This is a genomic window from Micromonospora sp. M71_S20 (assembly GCF_003664255.1).
Taxonomy (GTDB): Bacteria; Actinomycetota; Actinomycetes; order Mycobacteriales; family Micromonosporaceae; genus Micromonospora.
Window position 1 is genome coordinate 1,093,567 of the sequence record NZ_RCCV01000001.1, and the last position, 21,251, is coordinate 1,114,817.

1 protein-coding gene and 1 pseudogene are annotated in these 21,251 nt (G+C 76.4%); both read right to left on the minus strand.

All coding sequences use genetic code 11. The features are described from left to right. Positions 1-15 precede the first annotated feature (15 nt). A pseudogene (locus DER29_RS35070) lies at positions 16-10,875 on the minus strand (type I polyketide synthase); the annotation flags it as partial. A 10-nt stretch (positions 10,876-10,885) separates the two neighbouring features. Further along, a complete protein-coding gene (locus tag DER29_RS04960) occupies positions 10,886-21,247 on the minus strand; it encodes a type I polyketide synthase (RefSeq protein WP_121396246.1) in 10,362 nt (3,453 codons plus the stop codon). Positions 21,248-21,251 lie beyond the last annotated feature (4 nt).

Below are 21,251 nucleotides of genomic sequence, written 5' to 3' on the forward strand. Positions count from 1 at the left end.
CTCAGCGCGTGCGGTTCAGGCGGCGCCGAGTTCGTCGTCGATGAACCGCAACAGCTCGTCGGCGGAGGCGGTCTTCAGCACCAGGCCCACGTCCGGTCCGTCGGGTTCGGCGTCCACGTCGGACCTGCCACGCCAATTCGACATCACCGCGTGCAACCGTTCGGTAATCCGTGCCTTGACCGCGTCCTCCAGGCCAGCCGCGCCGGCCTGGGCGAACGAGCGTTCCAGCCGGTCCAGCTCGGCCAACAGCCCCGCGGCCGGGTCCACCTCGGCCGGGGCCAGCCCGGCCAGCAGATGGTCCGTGAGCGCCGCGGCGGTCGGATGGTCGAACACCATGGTGGCGGAGAGCTTCAGGCCGGTGGCCGCCTTCAGCCGGTTGCGGAACTCGACCGCGGTCAGCGAGTCGAAGCCCAGCTCGGTGAACGGCCGGTCGGGGTCCACCGCGCCCGCCCCGGCGTGCCCGAGCACGGCGGCGGCCTGCGCCTTGACGAACTCCAGCGCGGTGTGCCGCCGCTGCGGGCCGCTCTGGCTCGCCAGGAGATCCCGCAGGGCGCCGGGCGACTGCGTCGACTGCTCCACCGCCCGTCGGGACGGGCCCCGCACCAGGCCACGCAGCAGCGCGGGCAGCACGCCCGCCCGGCCCAGCTCGCGCAGCGCCGCCGGGTCCACCGGCATGGGCACCAGCAGCGGCTCGTCGATCAGCTCCGCCGCGTCGTAGAGCGCCATGCCCTGTTCCACGGACAGCTCCAGCAGCCCGACGCGGGCCATCCGGGCGCGGTCGTTGGCGTCGAGGTGCGCGGTCATCCCGCTCGCCTCGCTCCACAGGCCCCAGGCGAGCGAACGGGCGGGCAGCCCGGCCGCCCGGCGCCGCGCCACGAGCGCGTCCAGGAAGGTGTTCGCCGCCGCGTAGTTGCCCTGCCCGGGGCCGCCCATCGTGCCGGCCGCCGCGGAGAACACGACGAACTCGGCCAGCTCGGCGCCCAGGGTCAGCTCGTGCAGGTTGACCGCCGCGTCGACCTTGGGCCGCAGCACCGCCTCGACCTGCTCCGGGGTCAGCGCGGCCACCAGGCCGTCGTCGAGGACGCCCGCCGTGTGCACCACGGCGGTCAGCGGGTGCGCGGCGGGCACCCGGGCCAGGGTCCCGGCCAGCGCCGCGCGGTCCGCCGCGTCGCACGCCGCGACGGTGACCTGCGCGCCGTACGAGGTCAGCTCGGCCACCAGCTCGGCGGCCCCCGGCGCGTCCGGGCCACGACGGCTGGTCAGCAGGAGGTGCCGCACCCCCCGCCGGGTCACCAGGTGCCGCGCCAGCAGACCGCCGAGGGTGCCGGTGCCGCCCGTGACGAGCACCGTGCCGTCGGGGTCCCGCCGGGGCGGCGCGGTGAGCACGAGCTTGCCGACGTGCCGGGCCTTGGACATGAACCGGAACGCCTCCGGGGCGCGACGGATGTCGTACGGCCGCACCGGCAGCGGCGTGAGGTCGCCCGTCCCGAACAGGGCGACCACGTCGCGCAGGATCGCGCCGACCCGGTCCGGGTCGATGGCGAGCAGGTCGAACGCCTGGTAGGCGACGCCCGAGTGGTCGGCGGCGACCCGGTCCGGGTCCCGCACGTCGGTCTTGCCCATCTCGACGAACCGGCCGCCCGCGCCGAGCAGGCGCAGCGAGGCGTCGACGAACTCCTTCGCCAGCGAGTCGATCACCACGTCGATGCCGGCCGCGCCGAAGCGCTCCTCGAACTCCAGCGTGCGGGAGTTGCCGATGTGCGTGTCCGGCAGCCCCATCCCGCGCAGCGCGTCCCACTTGCCGGTGCTGGCGGTGCCGTACACCTCCGCGCCGAGGTGCCGGGCGAGCCGGACCGCCGCCATGCCGACGCCACCGGCGGCGGCGTGCACCAGCACCCGCTCCCCCGGCTTCACCTGCGCCAGGTCGACGAGCGCGTAGTAGGCGGTGCAGAACGCGATCGGCGTCGACGCCGCCGTGGCGAACGACCAGCCCGACGGCACCGGCACGACCATCCGCGCGTCGGTGACCACCTCGGTGCCGAAGGCGCCGTAGAACAGGCCCATGACCCGGTCGCCGACCGCGACGCCGGTCACGTCCGGCGCGGTCTCGACGACCACGCCCGCCCCCTCGCCGCCCATCACGCCGCCCCCGGGGTACATGTCGAGGGCGATCAGCACGTCCCGGAAGTTCAGGCCGGCGGCCCGCATCGCGATGCGCACCTGGCCCGCACCCAGCGGGCGCGGCTCCTCCGTCTCGGGCAGCAGCGCGAGGTTGTCCAGCGTGCCGCGTTCGGTGACGTCCAGCCGCCAGCGCCCGGCCGGCGGCGCCGCCAGCGCGGAGCCGCCCGCGGCGCGGGCGAGCCGTGGTGCCAGCAGGACGCCGTCGCGGACGGCGAGCTGCGGCTCGTCGGCCGCGGCCGCCGCCGCGAGCGCCCGGTGCGGCTCCCGGTCGTCGACGTCGAGCAGGACGAAGCGGTCCGGGTGCTCGCTCTGGGCCGACCGGAGCAGGCCCCACACCGGCGAGCTGGCCAGGTCGGGGGCCGCCTCCCGCACGCTCACCGCGTCCCGGGTGACGACGACCAGCCGGGCGTCGGCGAACCGCTCGTCGGCGAGCCACTCGCGCAGCACCGCGAGGGTGTCGTGCACGACCCGGTGGGCCGCCCCGGCGGGGTCGTCGGCCGCGCCGGCCGCGCAGGGCAGCACGACCAGGGCGGGCGTCGGCGCGCCGTCGGCCACCCGGGCCCGCAGCGTCGCCAGGTCCGGGTAGGTGTCGGTGACGAGGCCGGCGTTCTGCGGCAGGGTGCACCCGCCGAGGGCCGCCCAGCGGACGTCCGGCGCGGCCGTCGGCGCGGCGACCGGGGTCCACTCCAGGCGGAACAGGGCGTCGTGGTGCGTGCTCGGCTGCGCGGGGGCGGTGGCCTCCCGCAGCACCAGCGACTCGACCTCGGCGACCACGGTGTTGCTCTGGTCGGCGACGGTCACCGCGACGGTGTTCCGGCCGCGCGGACGCAGCCGGACGCGCAACTCCGTCGCGCCGACGGCGTGCACGGTCACGCCGCTCCACTCGAACGGCAGCAGCGCCTCGGTGCCGCTGGTGACGAGCGCGAGCGGGTGCAGGGCGGCGTCGAGCAGCGCCGGGTGCAGGCCGAACCCGGCCGCCGTCCGGGCGGCCTCCGCCGGCAGGGCCACCTCGGCGAAGATCTCCTCGCCCTGCCGCCACACCCGGCGTACGCCCTGGAACGTCGGGCCGTACGTGAGACCGGCCGCGGCCAGGGTGGCGTACAGCTCGTCGGACGCGACGGGCTCGGCCGCCGGCGGCCACGCGGTGTCGAAACCGCCCGCCGGCTCCGCGGGGGCGAGCAGGCCCACGCCGTTGCGCACCCACGGCGCCGCGTCGGTGGCGACCCCGTCCGGCCGGGAGTGGACGGTCAGCTGCCGCTGCCCGTTCCCGTCGGGCGCGCCGACGCGCATCTGCACCTGGACCCCGCCCTTGTCGGGCAGGACCAGGGGCGCGGTCAGGGTCAGCTCCTCGACCCGCCCGCAGTCCACCTCGTCGCCCGCGCGGGCCGCGAGGTCCACGAGCGCGGTCCCGGGCACGAACACCTGCCCGCCGACGCGGTGGTCGGCCAGCCACGGGTGCGCGGCCACCGAGATGCGGCCGGTGAACAGCAGGCCGTCGGTGTCGGCCAGCGCGACCGCCGCGCCGAGCAGCGGATGCTCGGTGGCGGCGAGCCCCAGCCCGGCCGCGTCGGCGGTGGCCGTGCCGACGGCCGGCCAGTACCGCTCGTGCTGGAACGGGTAGCCGGGCAGCCGGACCCGCCGCGCGCCCTCGACCCCCCACGTGGGGTGCACGCCGTGCACGTGCGCCTCGCCCAGGGAGAGCAGGAAGCGGGCCAGGCCCCCCTCGTCGCGGCGCAGCGAGCCGACCACGGTGGCGGCGGCCTCCGCGTCGTCGATGACGTCCTGCACGCCGATGGTCAGCACCGGGTGCGGGCTGACCTCGACGATCGTGGTGACGCCCGCGTCGAGCAGGGCCCGGATGGCGGGCTCGTACCACACGGTCTGGCGCAGGTTGCGGTACCAGTACTCGGCGTCCATCGCGATGTCGTCCAGCCAGCGGTCGTCCACCGTCGAGTAGAGCGGCACCTCGGGCCGGCGGGGCTCCAGCCCGGCCAGCACGTCGCGCAGCTCCTCGTGCAGCTCCTCCACGTACGCCGAGTGCGACGCGTAGTCCACGTCGATGCGCTTGGCGCGCACGCCGTCGCGCTGGCACTCGGCCAGCAGCTCGTCGAGGGCGTCCAGCTCGCCGGCCGCCACCGTCGAGCGCGGCCCGTTGACGGTCGCCACGGTCACCCGGCCGGCGAAGCGCTCCAGCCGCTCCCGCACCTCGGCCACCGGCAGCGGCACGGAGACCATGCCGCCCTTGCCGGACAGGCGCAGCAGCGCCCGGCTGCGCAGGGCGACGACCCTGGCCGCGTCCGCCACGGAGAGCGCGCCCGCCACGCAGGCGGCGGCGATCTCGCCCTGGGAGTGCCCCACCACGGCGGCGGGCTCGACCCCGTGGGAGCGCCACAGCGCCGCGAGCGACACCATGACGGCGAACAGGACGGGCTGGACGACGTCCACCCGGTCCAGCTCCTCCCCCCGCCGCAGGACGGCCTCCAGGGACCAGTCGACGTGCGGCGCCAGCGCCGCCTCGCACTCGGCCATCCGCGCGGCGAACACCGGGGAGGCGTCGAGCAGCTCCACGGCCATGCCGATCCACTGCGAGCCCTGCCCGGGGAAGGAGAAGGCCACCTTCCCCGGCGTGCCGGCGGCGACCCCGGTGGCCAGGTTCGGCGCGGGTTCCCCCGCCGCGAGCGCGGCGAGGCCGGCGCGCAGCTCGTCGGGCCCGCCCACCACGACTGCCCGGCGCGGGTGGGTGGCCCGCAGGGAGAGCGAGTACGCCAGGTCGCGGGGCGCCACCTCGGCCAGGAGCGGCTCGAGGTCGGTGGCCTGCCGGCGCAGCGCGCCGTCCGAGCGGGCGGAGAGCACGAGCGCGACCGGCCCGTCGTCGTACGACCGCTCGGCCTCGGGCGCCTCCGGGGCCTCCTCGATGACGAGGTGGGCGTTGGTGCCGCTGAACCCGAACGACGAGACGCCGCCGCGACGCGGGTGGCCGTTGCGCCGCCACGGCTGCGGTTCGGCCAGCAGCCGCACCCCGCCCGACCAGTCGACGTGCGCCGTCGGCTCGTCCACGTGCAGGGTCCGGGGCAGCTCGCCGTGCCGCAACGCGAGCACCATCTTGATCACCCCGGCGACGCCGGCGGCGGCCTGGGTGTGCCCGATGTTCGACTTCACCGAGCCCAGCCAGAGCGGCCGGTCCCCGGCGCGGTCCCGGCCGTACGTGGCGAACAGCGCGTCGACCTCGATGGGGTCGCCCAGCGTCGTGCCGGTACCGTGCGCCTCCACCACGTCCACGTCGGCGGTGGAGAGTCCGGCGTCGGCGAGCGCCTGCCGGATGACCCGCTGCTGCGCCGGTCCGTTGGGCGCGGTCAGCCCGTTGGACGCGCCGTCCTGGTTGACGGCGGTCCCGCGTACCACGGCGAGCACCTCGTGGCCGGCGGCGAGGGCGTCGGAGAGCCGCTCCAGCACGACCACGCCGATGCCCTCGCCCCAGTTGGTGCCGTCCGCGCCGGCCGCGAACGCCTTGCAGCGCCCGTCCGGGGCGAGCCCGCGCATCCGGCTGAACTCCAGGAACGCGCCCGGCGTCGACATGGCGGTCACGCCGCCCGCGACCGCCATCGCGCACTCGCCCGAGCGCAGCGCCCGCACCGCCAGGTGCATCGCCACCAGCGACGACGAGCAGGCGGTGTCCACCGTCACGGCCGGGCCCTCCAGCCCCAGCACGTACGAGAGGCGACCGGACATGATGCTCGCGGCGTTGCCGGTGGCCATGAAGCCTTCCGCGCTCGCCCCGGCCGCGCCGGTGATCCGGGCGTAGTCGATGTTGTTGGCGCCGACGTACACCCCGGTCGCGCTGCCGCGCAGCGTGGTCGGGTCGATGCCGGCGTCCTCGAAGGCCGCCCAGGACGCCTCCAGCACCAGCCGCTGCTGCGGGTCCATGGCCTCGGCCTCGCGGGGGCTGATGCCGAAGAAGGCCGCGTCGAAGCCCGGCAGGTCGGCGAGGAAACCGCCCTCGCGGACGTAGCTGGTCCCGGAGTGCTCCGGGTCGGGGTGGAAGAGGCCGTCGAGGTCCCAGCCGCGGTCGGTGGGGAACGGGCCGATGCCGTCGCGACCCTCGCGCAGCAGCGTCCACAGCTCCTCCGGCGAGCTGACACCACCGGGGAAGCGGCAGCTCATGCCGACGATGGCGATCGGCTCGTCGGCGGCGACGGTGCCGACGACCACCTCGGTGCGACCGGTCTCCAGCAGGTGCTCGGCCAGCGCGACCGGGGTCGGGTAGTCGAAGGCGACGGCCGCGGAGAGCCGTACGCCGGTGGCCTCGACCATCCGGTTGCGGAACTCCACGGCGGTGACCGAGTCGAAGCCCAGTTCCTTGAACGCCGAGGCCGGTTCGACCGCCTCCGGGCCCGCGTAGCCGAGCGTGAGCGCGACCTGGGTGCGGACCAGCCCGACGACGTGGTCGAGGCGCTCCGCCTCCGGCAGGTCGGCGAGGCGGCGGGCGAAGTCCGACGAGGTGGACGCGTCGGTCGGCTCCTCGTCGGCGACCGCCTCGGGAATCGTGTCGAACAGCCGGCTCGGCCGCAGCGCGGTGAACGACGGCACGAAGGTGGCCCAGTCCACGTCGGCGAGCAGCACGTCCGTGTCGCCGGCCGCCAGGGCGGTACGCATGGCCGCGACGGCGCGCTCCGGCGCCATCGGCGCCAGGCCCCGCTTGCGCAGCGAGGCCGAGATCTCGTCGTCCACAAGCGTGCTCTCGGCCCACGGGCCCCAGGCGAGGGCGGTGGCCGGCTGTCCCCGGCCACGCCGGGCCTCGGCGAGGGCGCACAGGTGGGCGTTGCCGGCGGCGTAGGCGGCCTGGCCGCCGCTGCCCCAGACGCCGGCCACGGAGGAGAAGAGCACGAACTCGTCGAGGTCCCGCTCGGCGAAGATCGCGTCGAGGTTGGCGGCGCCGGCGACCTTCGCGGAGACGACGTTGGTGAACTCGGCGAGGTCCATGTCCACGATGCCGGTGAGCTGGGCCAGCCCCGCCACGTGCACCACGGCGCGCACGTCGGGGTAGCGGTCGACCACCGCCTCCAGGGCCGCCCGGTCGGCCACGTCGCAGGCCACGACGTCGACCTCCGGGCCCAGCCCGCGCAGCTCGTCGAGCGCCTCGGCGGGGGCGGTGCCGCGCCGGCTCAGCAGGACGAGCCGCTCGGCGCCGTGCCGCGCGTACAGCCGGGCGACCTCGATGCCGAGGGTGCCGGTGCCGCCGGTGACCAGCACGGTGCCGGACGCGCCGCGCCAGCGCGGGTTGCCGGTGACCGGCGCGCGGTGCAGCCGGCGGACGAACACCCCGTCCGGGCGCACCGCGACCTGGTCCTCCCCGATGCCGGCGAGCACGCCGGCCAGCGCGGCGGCGCAGCGCCCGTCCAGCTCGGCGGGCAGGTCGACCAGGCCGCCCCAGGTGTCGGGCAGCTCCAGCGCGGCGACCCGGCCGAGGCCCCACACCTGCGACTGCGCGACGCCGGTCACCGGGTCGGCCGGGGAGGTGGTGACGGCCCCACGGGTGAGGCACCACAGCGCGACGCCCCGCCCGGCGAGCGTACGGATCAGGTCGAGGGTGGCCGCGGCGCCCGCCGGGACGCCGGGGTGCCCGGGCAGGAACGCCTCGTCGAGCGCGAGGAGGGAGACCACGCCGGCCGGACCTGCGTCGAGGTGGCCGGCCAGGTCCGCCGGGCCGGTGGTGACGACCGTGGCGCCGTGCGCGGCGAGCGCGTCGGCCACCGCTGCGTCCGCGTCGCCCGGCGCCGCCGGGTCGGCGACCACCAGCAGCCAGGTGCCGGTCAGCGCCGCCGGCGTGCCGCCGGGGCGGCGCTCCCACCGCGCCTGGTAACGCCAGCCGTCCAGCGCGGACCGCTCCTGCCGGCCCCGGCGCCACGCGGAGAGCGCGGGCAGCACCGACGCCAGGGGCGCCTGCGGGTCCACGTCGAGCGTGGTGACCACCGTGTCGAGGTCACCGCTGTCCACCGCCGCCCACAGGCCGTCGTCGTCGCCGGTCCCGCCCGCGGTGGCCGGCTCGACGCTGTCCTGCCAGAAGCGCTCGTGCTGGAAGGCGTACGTCGGCAGGTCGACCCAGGACGGCCCGGACCGGTGGTAGAACGCCTCCGGGTCGATCCTGACGCCCCCGGTCTCCAGCCGCGCCAGCGCCTCCACCAGGGCAGGCGGCTCGTCGCGGTCCCGGCGCAGCACCGGCGTGGCCAGCACGTCGCCGTCCAGGCAGTCGGCCGCCATGGTGGCGAGCACCGAGTCCGGGCCCAGTTCGAGGAACGTCGTGACGCCGGTCGCGGCGGCGGCGCGTACCGCGTCCGCGAAGCGCACGGTCGCGCGGACCTGCCCGACCCAGTACTCCGGCGTCGCCAGTTCGTCGCCCGCCGGCGCGCCGGTGACCGTGGAGACCAGCGGGACGCTCGGCGGCGCGTACGAGATCGTCTCGGCCACCGCCCGGAACTCCGCGAGCATCGGGTCCATCAGGGGCGAGTGGAATGCGTGCGACACGGTCAGCCGCCGGGTGCGCCGGTCGGCGAACCGCGCGGCCACCGCCGCCACCGCCTCCTCGGTGCCCGAGACGACCACCGAGTCCGGGCCGTTGACGGCGGCGATGTCGGCGTCCGCGCCGAGCAGCGGCGCGACCTCGTCCTCGGTGGCCTGCACGGCCAGCATCGCCCCGCCCGCCGGCAGGGCCTGCATCAGCCGGCCCCGGGCCGCGACCAGGCGGGCCGCGTCGGCGAGCGGGAACACCCCCGCGACGTGCGCGGCGGCCAGTTCGCCGATCGAGTGCCCGGCCAGGACCGAGGGGGTGACGCCCCAGGACCGGACGAGCCGGTACAGGGCCACCTCGACGGCGAACAGGGCGGGCTGGGTCCAGCCGGTGCGGTGCAGGTCCTCGGTGTCGAGGACCTCGCGCAGCGGCCGGTCCAGGTGCGGGTCCAGGGCGGCGCACACCTCGTCGAACGCCGCCGCGAACTCCGGGTACGCCGCGTACAGCCCGCGCCCCATCCCGAGACGCTGCGCGCCCTGCCCGGAGAAGAGCATCCCGACCCGGCCGTCCGTCGCCCGGCCGCGGACCAGGTTGGCGGCCTGCTCGTCGCGGGCCAGCGCGGCCAGGCCGGCGGCCAGTTCCTCGGCGGTGCCGCCGAGCACCGCGGCCCGGTGCGGGAAGCGGGACCGGGTGGTGGCCAGGGCGTAGCCCAGCTCGGCCGGCTCCACCTGCGACACCACGGCGGAGAGCCGCCGTGCCTGGTCCCGCAGCGCGTTGGCGTCGCGGGCGGTGAGCAGCAGCGACGTCACCGGCGCGGCGGCCGGCTCGGGCGCGGCGGCGGCCGGCGCCTGCTCCACGATCACGTGGGCGTTGGTGCCGCTGAACCCGAACGACGAGACGGCGGCCCGGCGCGGCTGCCCGGTACGCGGCCACGGCGTGGCGGCGGTCAGCAGCCGGACGTTGCCGGCCGTCCAGTCCACCTGGTCCGACGGCTGCTCGGCGTGCAGCGTCGCGGGCAGGACGCCGCGCCGGATCGCCTCCACCATCTTGATGACCCCGGCGACCCCGGCGGCGGCCTGGGTGTGGCCGATGTTCGACTTCACCGAGCCGAGCCAGAGCGGGTCCTCCCGGTCCTGGCCGTACGTGGCGAGCAGCGCCTGCGCCTCGATCGGGTCGCCGAGGGTCGTACCGGTGCCGTGCCCCTCGACCACGTCGACCTGGCGCGTCGACAGGCCCGCGTCGACCAGGGCGGCCTCGATGACCCGCTGCTGCGACGGCCCGTTCGGCGCGGTCAGCCCGTTCGACGCGCCGTCCTGGTTGACCGCGGAGCCCCGTACGACCGCCAGGACGCGGTGACCGTGCTCGAGCGCGTCCGACAGCCGCTCCACGAGCAGCACGCCGACGCCCTCGGCGAACCCGGTGCCGTCGGCGTCCGCCGAGTACGAGCGGCACCGCCCGTCCGGCGACAGGCCGCGCTGGCGGGAGAACTCGACGAAGGTCAGCGGCGTCGCCATGACCGAGACGCCGCCGACGAGCGCGAGCGTGCAGTCGCCCCGACGCAGCGCCTGGATCGCCAGGTGCAGCGCCACGAGCGACGACGAGCAGGCGGTGTCGACGGTGACCGCCGGCCCCTCCAGCCCCAGGGTGTAGGCGACCCGGCCGGAGACCACGCTGCCGGAGCTGTTGCTGCCCAGGTAGTCGTGGTACATCAGGCCGGTGAACACGCCGGTCGGGCTGCCGGCAAGCGAGGTCGGGTCGATGCCGGCGCGCTCCAGGGTCTCCCACGCGACCTCCAGCAGCAGCCGCTGCTGGGGGTCCAGGCCGACCGCCTCGCGGGGGCTGATGCCGAAGAACGTCGGGTCGAAGTCGGCCGCGTCGTACAGGAAGCCGCCGCGCGAGGTGTAGGAGGTGCCCTCCCGCAGCGACTGGGGGTCGTACAGCGACTCCAGGTCCCAGCCGCGGTCGGTCGGGAACGCGCCGGTGGCGTCGGTCCCGGACTCCACCAGCCGCCACAGGTCCTCGGGACTCGCCACGCCTCCGGGGTAGCGGCAGGCCATGCCGACGATCGCGACCGGCTCGTGCGCGGACGCCTCCACCTCGTGCAGGCGCTGCCGGGTCTTCTGCAGGTCGACCGTGACCCGCTTCAGGTAGTCCCGGAGCTTGTCCTCGTTGGCCACTAGGGTCGCCCTCCTCGCACTGTCATGAGATCCCGAGTTCGCTGTCGATGAGAGCGAAGACCTCGTCGTCGGTCGCGGATTCGATGTCGTTGCCGGTGGACGCGGGCTCGCCGCCCAGCTTCGAGAGCACGTCGCGCAGCCGCAGCGACAGCCGTGTACGGGACTGCTCGTCGACGTCCGACAGGACCGCCTCGAGGCGGTCGAGTTCGGCGAACGCGGCCAGCACCGCGTTGGTGTCGCCCGCCTCGCCGGAGAGTTCGGCCCGCAGGTACGCGGCCAGGGCCTTCGACGTCGGGTGGTCGAACACCAGCGTCGCGGGCAGCCGCAGCCCGGTCGCCGCGTTCACCCGGTTGCGCAGCTCGACCGCGGTGAGCGAGTCGAAGCCGAGCTCGTTGAACGGCCGGTCGGCGGCGACCGCGCCCGGGTCCGGGTAGGCCAGCACACCCGCCACCTGGGTACGCACCAGGTCGAGCAGGACGGCCTCGACCTCCTCGGCGTCCCGGCCCGCGAGCCGCTGCCGCAGCGCGTCGGCCGCTCCCGCGTCGGTGTCGGCCGCCCGCCTGGCGGGCACCCGGACCAGGCCGCGCAGCACCGGCGGCACCATGCCCGCGACGGCGCGTTCCCGCAGGGCCCGGTGGTCGAGCTTGATGGGCGCCACCATGCCCCCGGTGTGCAGCGCCGCGTCGAACAGGGCCAGCGCCTCCTCGACGGCGAGCGCGCCGACGCCGGAGCGCGACATGCGCCGCAGGTCGGCCTCGGTCAGCTGCTCCGCCATGCCCGCCTGCTCCCAGCGGCCCCAGGCCAGCGACACGGCCGGCAGGCCGTTCGCCCGCCGGTGCTGGGCGAGCGCGTCCAGGTAGGCGTTGCCGGCGGCGTAGTTGCCCTGGCCCGGCCCGCCGAGCACCCCGGAGGCCGACGAGAACAGCACGAACGCGGTCAGGTCCCGGGTCAGCTCGTGCAGGTTCGTCGCGGCGTCGACCTTGGGCCGCAGCACCGGGTCGATCCGGTCCGGGGTGAGCGAGGTGATGACGGCGTCGTCGACGACGCCGGCCGTGTGCACCACCCCGCGCACCGGGTGCGCCGCGAGCAGCGCGGCGAGCGCGTGCCGGTCGGCGACGTCGCACGCGGCGACGGTGACCTCGGCCCCCAGGGCGACGAGTTCGTCGCGCAGCTCGGCCGCGCCCTCGGCGGCGGGGCCGGTGCGGCTGACCAGCACCAGCTCGCGGACCCCGTGCCGGGTGACCAGGTGCCGGGCGACGAGCCCACCGAGCGCGCCGGTGGCGCCGGTGACCAGGACGGTCCCCTCGAAGGCGATCGCGGCGGTCTCGTCGGTGGCGCCGGCCCGCGCCAGGCGGGGCACCAGCACCTCGGCGCCGCGGACGGCGAGCTGCGGCTCGTCGGAGCCGAGCGCGGCCGACAGGCCGGCCCCGGTGCCCCGGTCGTCGACGTCGACCAGGACGAACCGGTCGCCGTGTTCGGACTGCGCGGACCGCACCAGGCCCCAGGCAGCCGCCCCGGCGAGGTCGGTGATGTCGCCGTCGGGACGGGTGGCCACCGCGCCACCGGTCAGGACGGCGAGGCGGGCGGCGGCGAACCGCTCGTCGGCGAGCCACTGCTGCGCCAGGGCGAGGACCTGGTGGGTGGCCGCGCGGGCCCGCGCGTCCTCCGCGACGCCCCGGTCCGGGGCGCACCGCGCCACCACCACGTCGGGCACCGCGGCGCCGGCGTCGACGGCGGCGGCGAGGGCCGCCAGGTCCGGGTACGCGGTCGCATCGAGGCCGTCGATCCGCTCCCCGAGCACCGCGACGGTGCGCGGCCGGGGCGAGGCGGTCAGCGGCGTCCAGTCCAGGCGCAGCAGCGACTCGTGCCGGTCGCGGCGCAGCGCCGCCAGCTGTTCGGGCGACACCGGCCGTACCGCCAGCGCCTCGACCGAGGCCACCGGGGCGCCGGTCGCGTCGGCCAGGGTGATGGCCGCCGTGCCGTCGCCCGGCACGATCCGGGCCCGCAGCCGGTTGGCGCCCGCCGCGTGCACGGTGAAGCCGCGCCACGAGAACGGCAGCACCGGGTCGCCGTCGCCGGTCGACGCCACCGCGTGCAGGACGGCGTCCAGCAGCGCCGGGTGCAGGCCGAAGCGGCCGGCGTCGTCGTGGGCCTGCTCGGGCAGGGTGATCTCCGCGAACACCTCGTCGCCGCGCCGCCACGCCGCGGTCAGGCCCTGGAAGACCGGGCCGTAGCGCAGGCCGCGCGCGAACAGGTCGTCGTACGCCGTGGCGACGTCGACCGGCTCCGCGTCCGGCGGCCAGGCCCGCAGGTCGGCGCCGGCGGCCCCGGCAGGGGTCAGCCGGCCCACCGCGTGGGTGGTCCACCCGTCTCCGTCCTCGATCCGCGAGTGGACGCCCACCTCCCGGCCGCCGTCCGGCGCCGGTTCGCCCACCGTCACGCGCACCTGCACGCCGCCGGAGTCCGGCAGCACCAGCGGCGCCTCCAACGTCAGCTCCTCGACGCGCGGGCAGCCGACCTCGCGGCCGGTGTGGGCCGCCAGCTCGACCAGCGCCGTACCGGGCAGCAGCACCAGGTCCGCCACCGCGTGGTCGGCCAACCACGGGTGGGTGGTCAGCGCGAGCCGGCCGGTGAACACCGCGCCGCCGTCGGGCAGCTCGACCGCCGCGCCCAGCAGCGGGTGGTTCGCCCGCGTCTGGCCCAGCCCGCTCGCGTCGCCGGTGCCGGCGCCCGCCCGCGGCCAGTACGGCTGGTGCTGGAACACGGACGTGGGCAGCTCCACGGTCCGCCCCGGCACCACCGAGGGCCAGTCGATGGTGGTGCCGCGCACCGCGAGCCGGGCCAACGCGGTGGCCACGGTCTCCGGCTCGGCGCGGCCCTTGCGGCACACCGGGATCCACTCGCCCTCGGCCACGTTCCGGCCGAGCGCGGTCAGCACCGCGTCGGGCCCGATCTCGAGGAAGGTGGTGGCCCCGGACGCGGCCAGCGTGGCGACCGCGTCGGCGAACCGGACAGGCTCGCGCACCTGCCGCACCCAGTGGTCGGTGTCGAGGATGGTGGGCTCGCCGGTCACCGTCGAGACCAGCGCGACGGCCGGCTCCCGGCAGTCCACCTGGGCCACGACCGCGCGGTACTCGTCGAGCATGGGGTCCATCAGCGGCGAGTGGAACGCGTGCGACACGGTCAGCCGCCGCGCCCTGCGGCCCTTGCCCGACAGCTGTTCGGCCACGGCGAGGGTGGCGGTCTCGTCGCCGGAGAGCACCACCGACTCCGGCCCGTTCACCGCGGCGACGGCGACCGTGGGCGGCAGCAGCGGCACGACCTCGTCCTCGGTGGCGCGTACGGCCACCATCGCGCCGCCGGTGGGCAGCGCCTGCATCAGCCGGCCCCGCGCCGCGACGACCCGCGCCGCGTCGGCGAGCGACCAGACGCCCGCCACGTGCGCCGCCGCCAGCTCACCGATCGAGTGCCCCGCCACGAAGTCCGGCCGCACACCCCACGACTCGAACAACCGGAACAGCGCCACCTCCACCGCGAACAACGCCGGCTGCGCCCACCCCGTCTGGTGCACCTCTTCCGTGCCCAGCACCTCCCGCAACGGCCGCTCCAGGTGCTCGTCCAACGCACCGCACACCTCGTCGAACGCCGCCGCGAACACCGGGAAGCCCATCAGCTCCCCCGCCATCCCGACCCGCTGCGCCCCCTGACCGGTGAAGAGCACCGCGAGCTTTCCGCCGTCGACCGTGCCGGTCACCACCTGGTCGTCGAGCAGCACCGCGCGGTGCGGGAACCCGGCCCGCCCGGTGGCGAGCGTGTACGCGACGTCGACCGGGCGCAGCGTCGGGTCGGCGGCGACGTGGGCGCGCAGCCGCGGGATCTGCTCCCGCAGCCCCTCCTCGGTCCGCGCGGAGAGCAGCCACGGCGTGAACGGCACGTCCGGCTCGTCGGCCGGCGGCGCCGGGTCGGCCTGCTCCAGTACGACGTGGGCGTTGGTGCCGCTGATGCCGAAGGACGACACGGCGGCGCGCACCGGACGGTCGGCGGCGGTGAGCGGCGTGGCGGCCGAGGCGACGCGTACCGCGCCGGCGGACCAGTCCACGTGCGGCGAGGGCTCGTCCACGTGCAGGGTCGGCGGGAGCACGCCGTGCCGCAGCGCCAGCACCACCTTCATGATGCCGGCGACGCCGGCGGCGGCCTGCGTGTGCCCGAGGTTCGACTTGACCGAACCCAGCAGCACCGGCGCGGCCCGTTCCTGCCCGTACGTGGCGAGGACGGCCTGCGCCTCGATCGGGTCGCCCAGGGTGGTGCCGGTGCCGTGCGCCTCGACCACGTCGACGTCGGACGGGGACAGCCGCGCGTCCGCCAGGGCGGCCCGGATCACCCGCTGCTGCGACGGCCCGTTGGGCGCGGTGAGCCCGTTGGAGGCGCCGTCGGAGTTCACCGCCGAGCCGCGCACCACGGCCAGTACGGGGTGCCCGTGGCGCCGGGCGTCGGAGAGCCGCTCGACCACCAGCACGCCGACGCCCTCGGAGAGCGACGTGCCGTCGGCCGCGCCCGCGAACGACTTGCACCGCCCGTCGGGGGCCAGGTTGCGCTGCCGGGAGAACTCCAGGAAGGTGCCCGGCGTCGACATCACCGACACGCCGCCGGCGAGCGCGAGGGAGCACTCCCCGTTGCGCAGCGCGGAGACGGCGAGGTGCAGGGCGACCAGCGACGACGAGCAGGCGGTGTCGACGGTCATCGCCGGGCCCTCCAGCCCGAACGTGTACGAGATCCGGCCCGAGATCACGCCGCCGGAGTTGCCGGTGGAGAGGAACCCGTCGACGGACTCGGCGGAGGCGCTCAGCACGGTGCCGTAGTCGTTGTACATGACGCCCGCGTACACGCCGGTCCGGCTGCCGCGCAGCGTGGTCGGGTCGATGCCGGCCCGCTCCAGCGCCTCCCACGAGGTCTCCAGCAGCAGCCGCTGCTGCGGGTCCATCGCCAGCGCCTCGCGCGGGGAGATGCCGAAGAAGCCGGGGTCGAAGTGGGCCACGTCGTGGAGGAAGCCGCCCTGGTCGACGTAGCTGGTGCCCGACGTGTCCGGGTCGGGGTCGAAGAGCGCGTCGAGGTTCCATCCCCGGTTGGTGGGGAACGGCCCGATGGCGTCGCCGCCGCCGACCAGCAGCCGCCACAGGTCCTCGGGGGTGCGCACGTCGCCGGGGAAGCGGCAGGCCATGCCGACGATCGCGACCGGCTCGTGGTCGTGCCGGGCCACGGCGACGTCCGCCGTCGCGGTCCGCCCGCCGGCCAGCTGCTCCACCAGGTGCCCGGCCAGCGCCTCGGGCGTCGGGTAGTCGAAGACCAGGGTCGCCGGCAGCCGCAGCCCGGTCGCCACGCCGAGCTGGTTGCGCAGGTCGAGCGCGGTGAGCGAGTCGAAGCCGAGTTCCTTGAAGGGGCGACCCGCCGGCAGCCGGTCCGCCCGGGCGTAGCCGAGGACGGACGCGACCCGGGTGAGCACCGCCTCCAGCACGACCTCGGTCCAGCGCTCGGCGGGCACCTCGGCCAGCCGCTGGGCGAGCGAGGAGCCGCCCACCGCCCGGCGGGCCGGGGCGCGGACCAGGCCGCGCAGCAGCTCCGGCGGTTCCCGGTCGTCCCGGCCGAACGCGGCGAGGTCCACCGGCACCGGCGCCAGCAGCGCGTCGGCCGTCCGGATCGCGGCGTCGAACAGCGCCAGGCCGTCCTTGCTGGACAGCTCGCTCATGCCGCTGCGGGCCATCCGGCTCAGCTGCGCGCCGCCCACCTCGGCGGTCATCTCGCTGCGCTCGGCCCACAGCCCCCAGGCGAGCGAGTGGGCGGGCAGTCCCGCGGCCCGCCGTCGCGCCGCGAGCGCGTCGAGGAGCGCGTTCGCCGCCGCGTAGGCGCCCTGGCCGGGGCTGCCGAAGATGCCCGCCGCCGAGGAGAACAGCACGAAGGCGGTGACGTCGCCGGCCAGCTCGTGCAGGTGCCAGGCCGCGTCCACCTTGGGGCGCAGCGCCTCGGCGAGCCGCTCCGGCGTGAGCGTGGCGATGGTGGCGTCGGCCATCACGCCCGCGGTGTGCACGACGCCGGTGACCGGGTGCGCCGCCAGCAGGGCCGCGACCTGGTCGCGGTCCGCGACGTCGCACGCCAGCACCGTCACGGTCGCGCCCAGCTCCGTGAGTTCGTCGCGCAGTTCCTCCGCGCCGGCGGCGGCGAGGCCGCGGCGGCTGGTCAGCACGAGGTCGCGTACGCCGTGCGCGGTGACCAGGTGGCGGGCGACCAGCCCGCCCAGGGTGCCGGTGCCACCGGTGACGAGCACCCGGCTGTCCGGGCCGAACACCGCCGGCCCGGCGACGTCCTGCTCGGGCACGCGGGCCAGGCGGGGCGCGCGCACCACGCCGTCGCGGACGGTGAGCACCGGCTCGCCCGTCGCCAGCGCCGCCGCCACCAGCTCGTCGGCGGTGTCGTCGGCCTCCAGCAGGACGATCCGCCCCGGGTTCTCCGCCTGCGCGGAGCGGACCAGGCCGTGCACCGCCGCGCCGGCGAGGTCGTCCGGGCGGGTCACCACGACGAGCCGGGTCTCGGCCTGCCGGGCATCGGCGAGCCACCGCTGGATCGTGCCCAGCGCGTACGCCGTCAGGTCGGACACCCCGGAGATGCCAGGCGCGTCGGAGAAGCACGGCAGGAACAGCGTGTCGGCGGCCACGTCAGCCAGCGCCACCGGCGGCGCGTCGAAGACCGCCGTGCCGCCCAGCGTCTGCCAGGTGCCGCGCTCGCCCCGGCCGGCGGTCAGCGGCGCCTGCTCCAGCCGGAACAGCGACTCGACGAAGCCGCTGCGTCCCTTGAGGGCCTGCGGGGCCACCGTGCGTACGGTGAGCGCCGCCACGGTGGCCACCGGGGCACCCGTGTGGTCCGCGAGGAGCAGGGTCGCGCTGTCCGCCCCCGTCCTGGTGAGCCGGACGCGCAGGCTCGTCGCGCCGGCCCCGTGCAGCGTCACGCCGTTCCACGAGAACGGCAGCTTCGCCGCGCCGTCCCCGACGTCCGCGGCGAGGGCGTGCAGGGCGACGTCGAACAGCGCCGGATGCAGGCCGAACCCGTCGACGTCGATCCCCTGCGGCAGGGCCACCTCGGCGAACGTCTCGTCGCCCCGCCGCCACGCCGCCCGCAGGCCCTGGAACACCGGGCCGTACTGAAGGCCGAGCCCGGCGAGCCGGTCGTACAGGTCACCGAGGTCGACGGCCGACGCGTCGGCGGGCGGCCACTCGGTGAGGCGCTCCCCCGCTCCCGTGGCGGCGGCGAGGACACCGGTGGCGTGCCGGGTCCACATGCCGATCTTCGCCTCGGTGTCGGTCTGCCCGTAGACGCCGAGCGCGCGGCGGCCGTGCTCGTCCGGTGCCTCCACGGTGAGCCGCAGGGCCACCCCGCCGTGTGCCGGGACGACGAGCGGGGAGGTGATGACGAGTTCCTCGACGGCCGGGCAGCCGACCTCGTCGCCGGCCCGCACGGCGAGCTCGACCAGCGCCGTGCCGGGCAGCAGGACGGTGTCCAGGACGGCGTGGTCGGCCAGCCACGGGTGCGTCTCCAGGCTGATCCGGCCCGCGAGCACGACGAGGTCCCGCTCCGGGACGGTGAGCGCGGCACCGAGCAGCGGGTGGCCGACGACGTCGATGCCGAGGCCGCGGGCGTCCACGGCGGACGCCGCCGCGAGTTGCCAGTACCGCTGGTGCTGGAACGCGTACGTCGGCAGCGGGGCCGGGACGCCGCGGGTGTGCCGGGAGAAGTCGACGGCGACCCCGCGGACGTACGCCTCGGCCAGGGAGAGCAGGAAGCGCGACAGGCCGCCCTCGTCGCGCCGCAGCGAGGCGACGAGCGCGGCCGGGGCGTCGGCACGGTCCAGGATCTCGCGTACGCCCATGCCGAGCACGGGGTGGGGGCTGATCTCCACGAGGACGTCGTGCCCGTCGGCGAGCAGGCGGTCGATCGCCTCCTCGAACCGGACCGTGCCGCGCAGGTTCGCGTACCAGTACCCGGCGTCGAGGGTGGCGGTGTCGACGACCTCGCCGGTGAGCGTGGAGTACAGCGGCACGTCGGCGCTGCGCGGCCGGACGTCGGCGAGGACGTGCAGCAGCTCGTCCCGGATGGCCTCGACCTGCGCGGAGTGCGAGGCGTAGTCCACCGGGATCATCCGCATCCGCACGCCGTCGGCCTCGCACGCGGCCAGCAGCTCGGCGAGGGCGTCGGGCTCGCCGGAGACGACGGTGGCGGCGGGACCGTTGACCGCCGCGACGGAGATCCGCTCGCCCCACCGGGCGAGGCGCTCCTGCACGTCGGCCCGGGGCGCCGCCACGGAGGCCATGCCGCCGCGCCCGGCCAGCCCGGCGGCGATCGCCCGGCTGCGCAGCGCGACCACGCGGGCGCCGTCGTCGAGGCTGAGCGCGCCGGCGACGACGGCGGCGGCGATCTCGCCCTGCGAGTGCCCCACCACCGCGGCGGGCCGCACGCCGTAAGACCGCCACAGCTCCGCGAGCGACACCATCACGGCGAACAGCACGGGTTGCACCACGTCCACCCGGTCGAGCGACGGCGCGCCGGGCACGCCCCGGACGACGTCCAGCAGCGACCAGTCGGTGAACGCGTCGACGGCCCGCGCGCACTCGTCCATCCGCTCCGCGAACACCTCGGCGGTGTCCATCAGCTCGACGGCCATCCCCGCCCACTGCGAGCCCTGGCCGGGGAACATGAAGACGACCCGGGGCTCGTCGCCCGGCGCGGCGCCGGTGGCGACGGTCGGCGCGGGTTCGTCCGCCGCGACGGCGGCCAGGCCGGCCCGCAGCTCGGCGGGGTCCGCGCCGACCACGACCGCCCGGTGCTCGAACCGGGCGCGCGTCGCCAGGGCGGCGGCGACGTCGGCCGGGGCGGCGGGGTGCAGGTCGAGGTGGGCCGCCAGCCGGGCCGCCTGGTCGCGGCGGGCCTCGGGCGTACGACCGGAGAGCACCCAGGGCACGGGCCCGGTCGCCGCCTCGGCGGGCGGCACGGGCTCCTGCGCGGGCGGCTCCTCGATGATCACGTGGGAGTTGGTGCCGCTCACGCCGAACGACGAGACGCCGGCGCGGGACGGCTCGGCGCCCCTGGGCCAGGCGACGGCCTCGGTCAGCAGCTCGACCGAGCCCTCGGTCCAGTCGACCTGGTCGCTCGGGGCGTCCACGTGCAGCGTCTTCGGCAGCAGCCGGTGCCGCATGGCGAGCACCATCTTGATGATGCCGCCGACGCCGGCGGCGGCCTGGGTGTGACCGATGTTGGACTTGACCGAGCCGAGCCACAGCGGCCGGTCCCGGTCCTGGCCGTAGGTGGCGAGGATGGCCTGGGCCTCGATCGGGTCGCCCAGGGTGGTGCCGGTGCCGTGCGCCTCGACCACGTCGATCTGGTTGGCCGACAGCCGCGCGTTGGCCAGCGCCGCCTGGATGACGCGCTGCTGCGCCGGGCCGTTCGGGGCGGTCAGGCCGTTGGAGGCGCCGTCCTGGTTGACCGCCGTCCCGCGGACGACGGCGAGCACCGGGTGCCCGTTGCGCCGGGCGTCGGAGAGCCGCTCCACGATCAGCATGCCGACGCCCTCGGCGAAGCCGGTGCCGTCGGCGGCGGCGGCGAAGGACTTGCACCGGCCGTCCGGCGACAGCCCGCGCTGCTTGGAGAACGCGACGTAGGTCTCCGGGGTCGCCATCACGGTGACCCCGCCGGCCAGCGCGAGCGAGCACTCGCCGTTGCGCAGGGCCTGCACGGCCAGGTGCAGGGCGACCAGCGACGACGAGCACGCGGTGTCGACGGTGACGGCGGGCCCTTCCAGGCCGAAGGTGTACGCCACCCGGCCGGAGGCGATGGCGCCGGTCGCGTTGTTCTCCGCGTAGTCGTGGTACATCATCCCGGCGAAGACGCCCGTGTCGCTGCCGCGCAGCCCGGTCGGGTCGATGCCCGCGTTCTCGAAGGCCTCCCACGAGGTCTCCAGCAGCAGCCGCTGCTGCGGATCCATGGTCAGCGCCTCGCGCGGGCTGATCCCGAAGAACTCCGGGTCGAACTGGGCCGCGTCGTGCAGGAAGCCGCCCTCGCGGGTGTACGACCGCCCCGGCGTGCCGGGCGTGGGGTCGTAGAGTTCCGCGACGTTCCAGCCGCGGTCGGTGGGGAAGCCGGTGATCCCGTCCCCGCCGGCGGCGACGAGGTCCCACAGGTCGTCGGGGGTCCGCACCCCGCCGGGGTAGCGGCAGGCCATGCCCACGATGGCGATCGGCTCGCGCAGCGTCGAGTTCAGCTTGCGGTTCTGCTCCCGCAGCCACTCGTTCTCCTTGAGCGAGGCCCGCAGCGCGGTGACGAGCTTCTCCTCCGAGTTGGCCATGTGG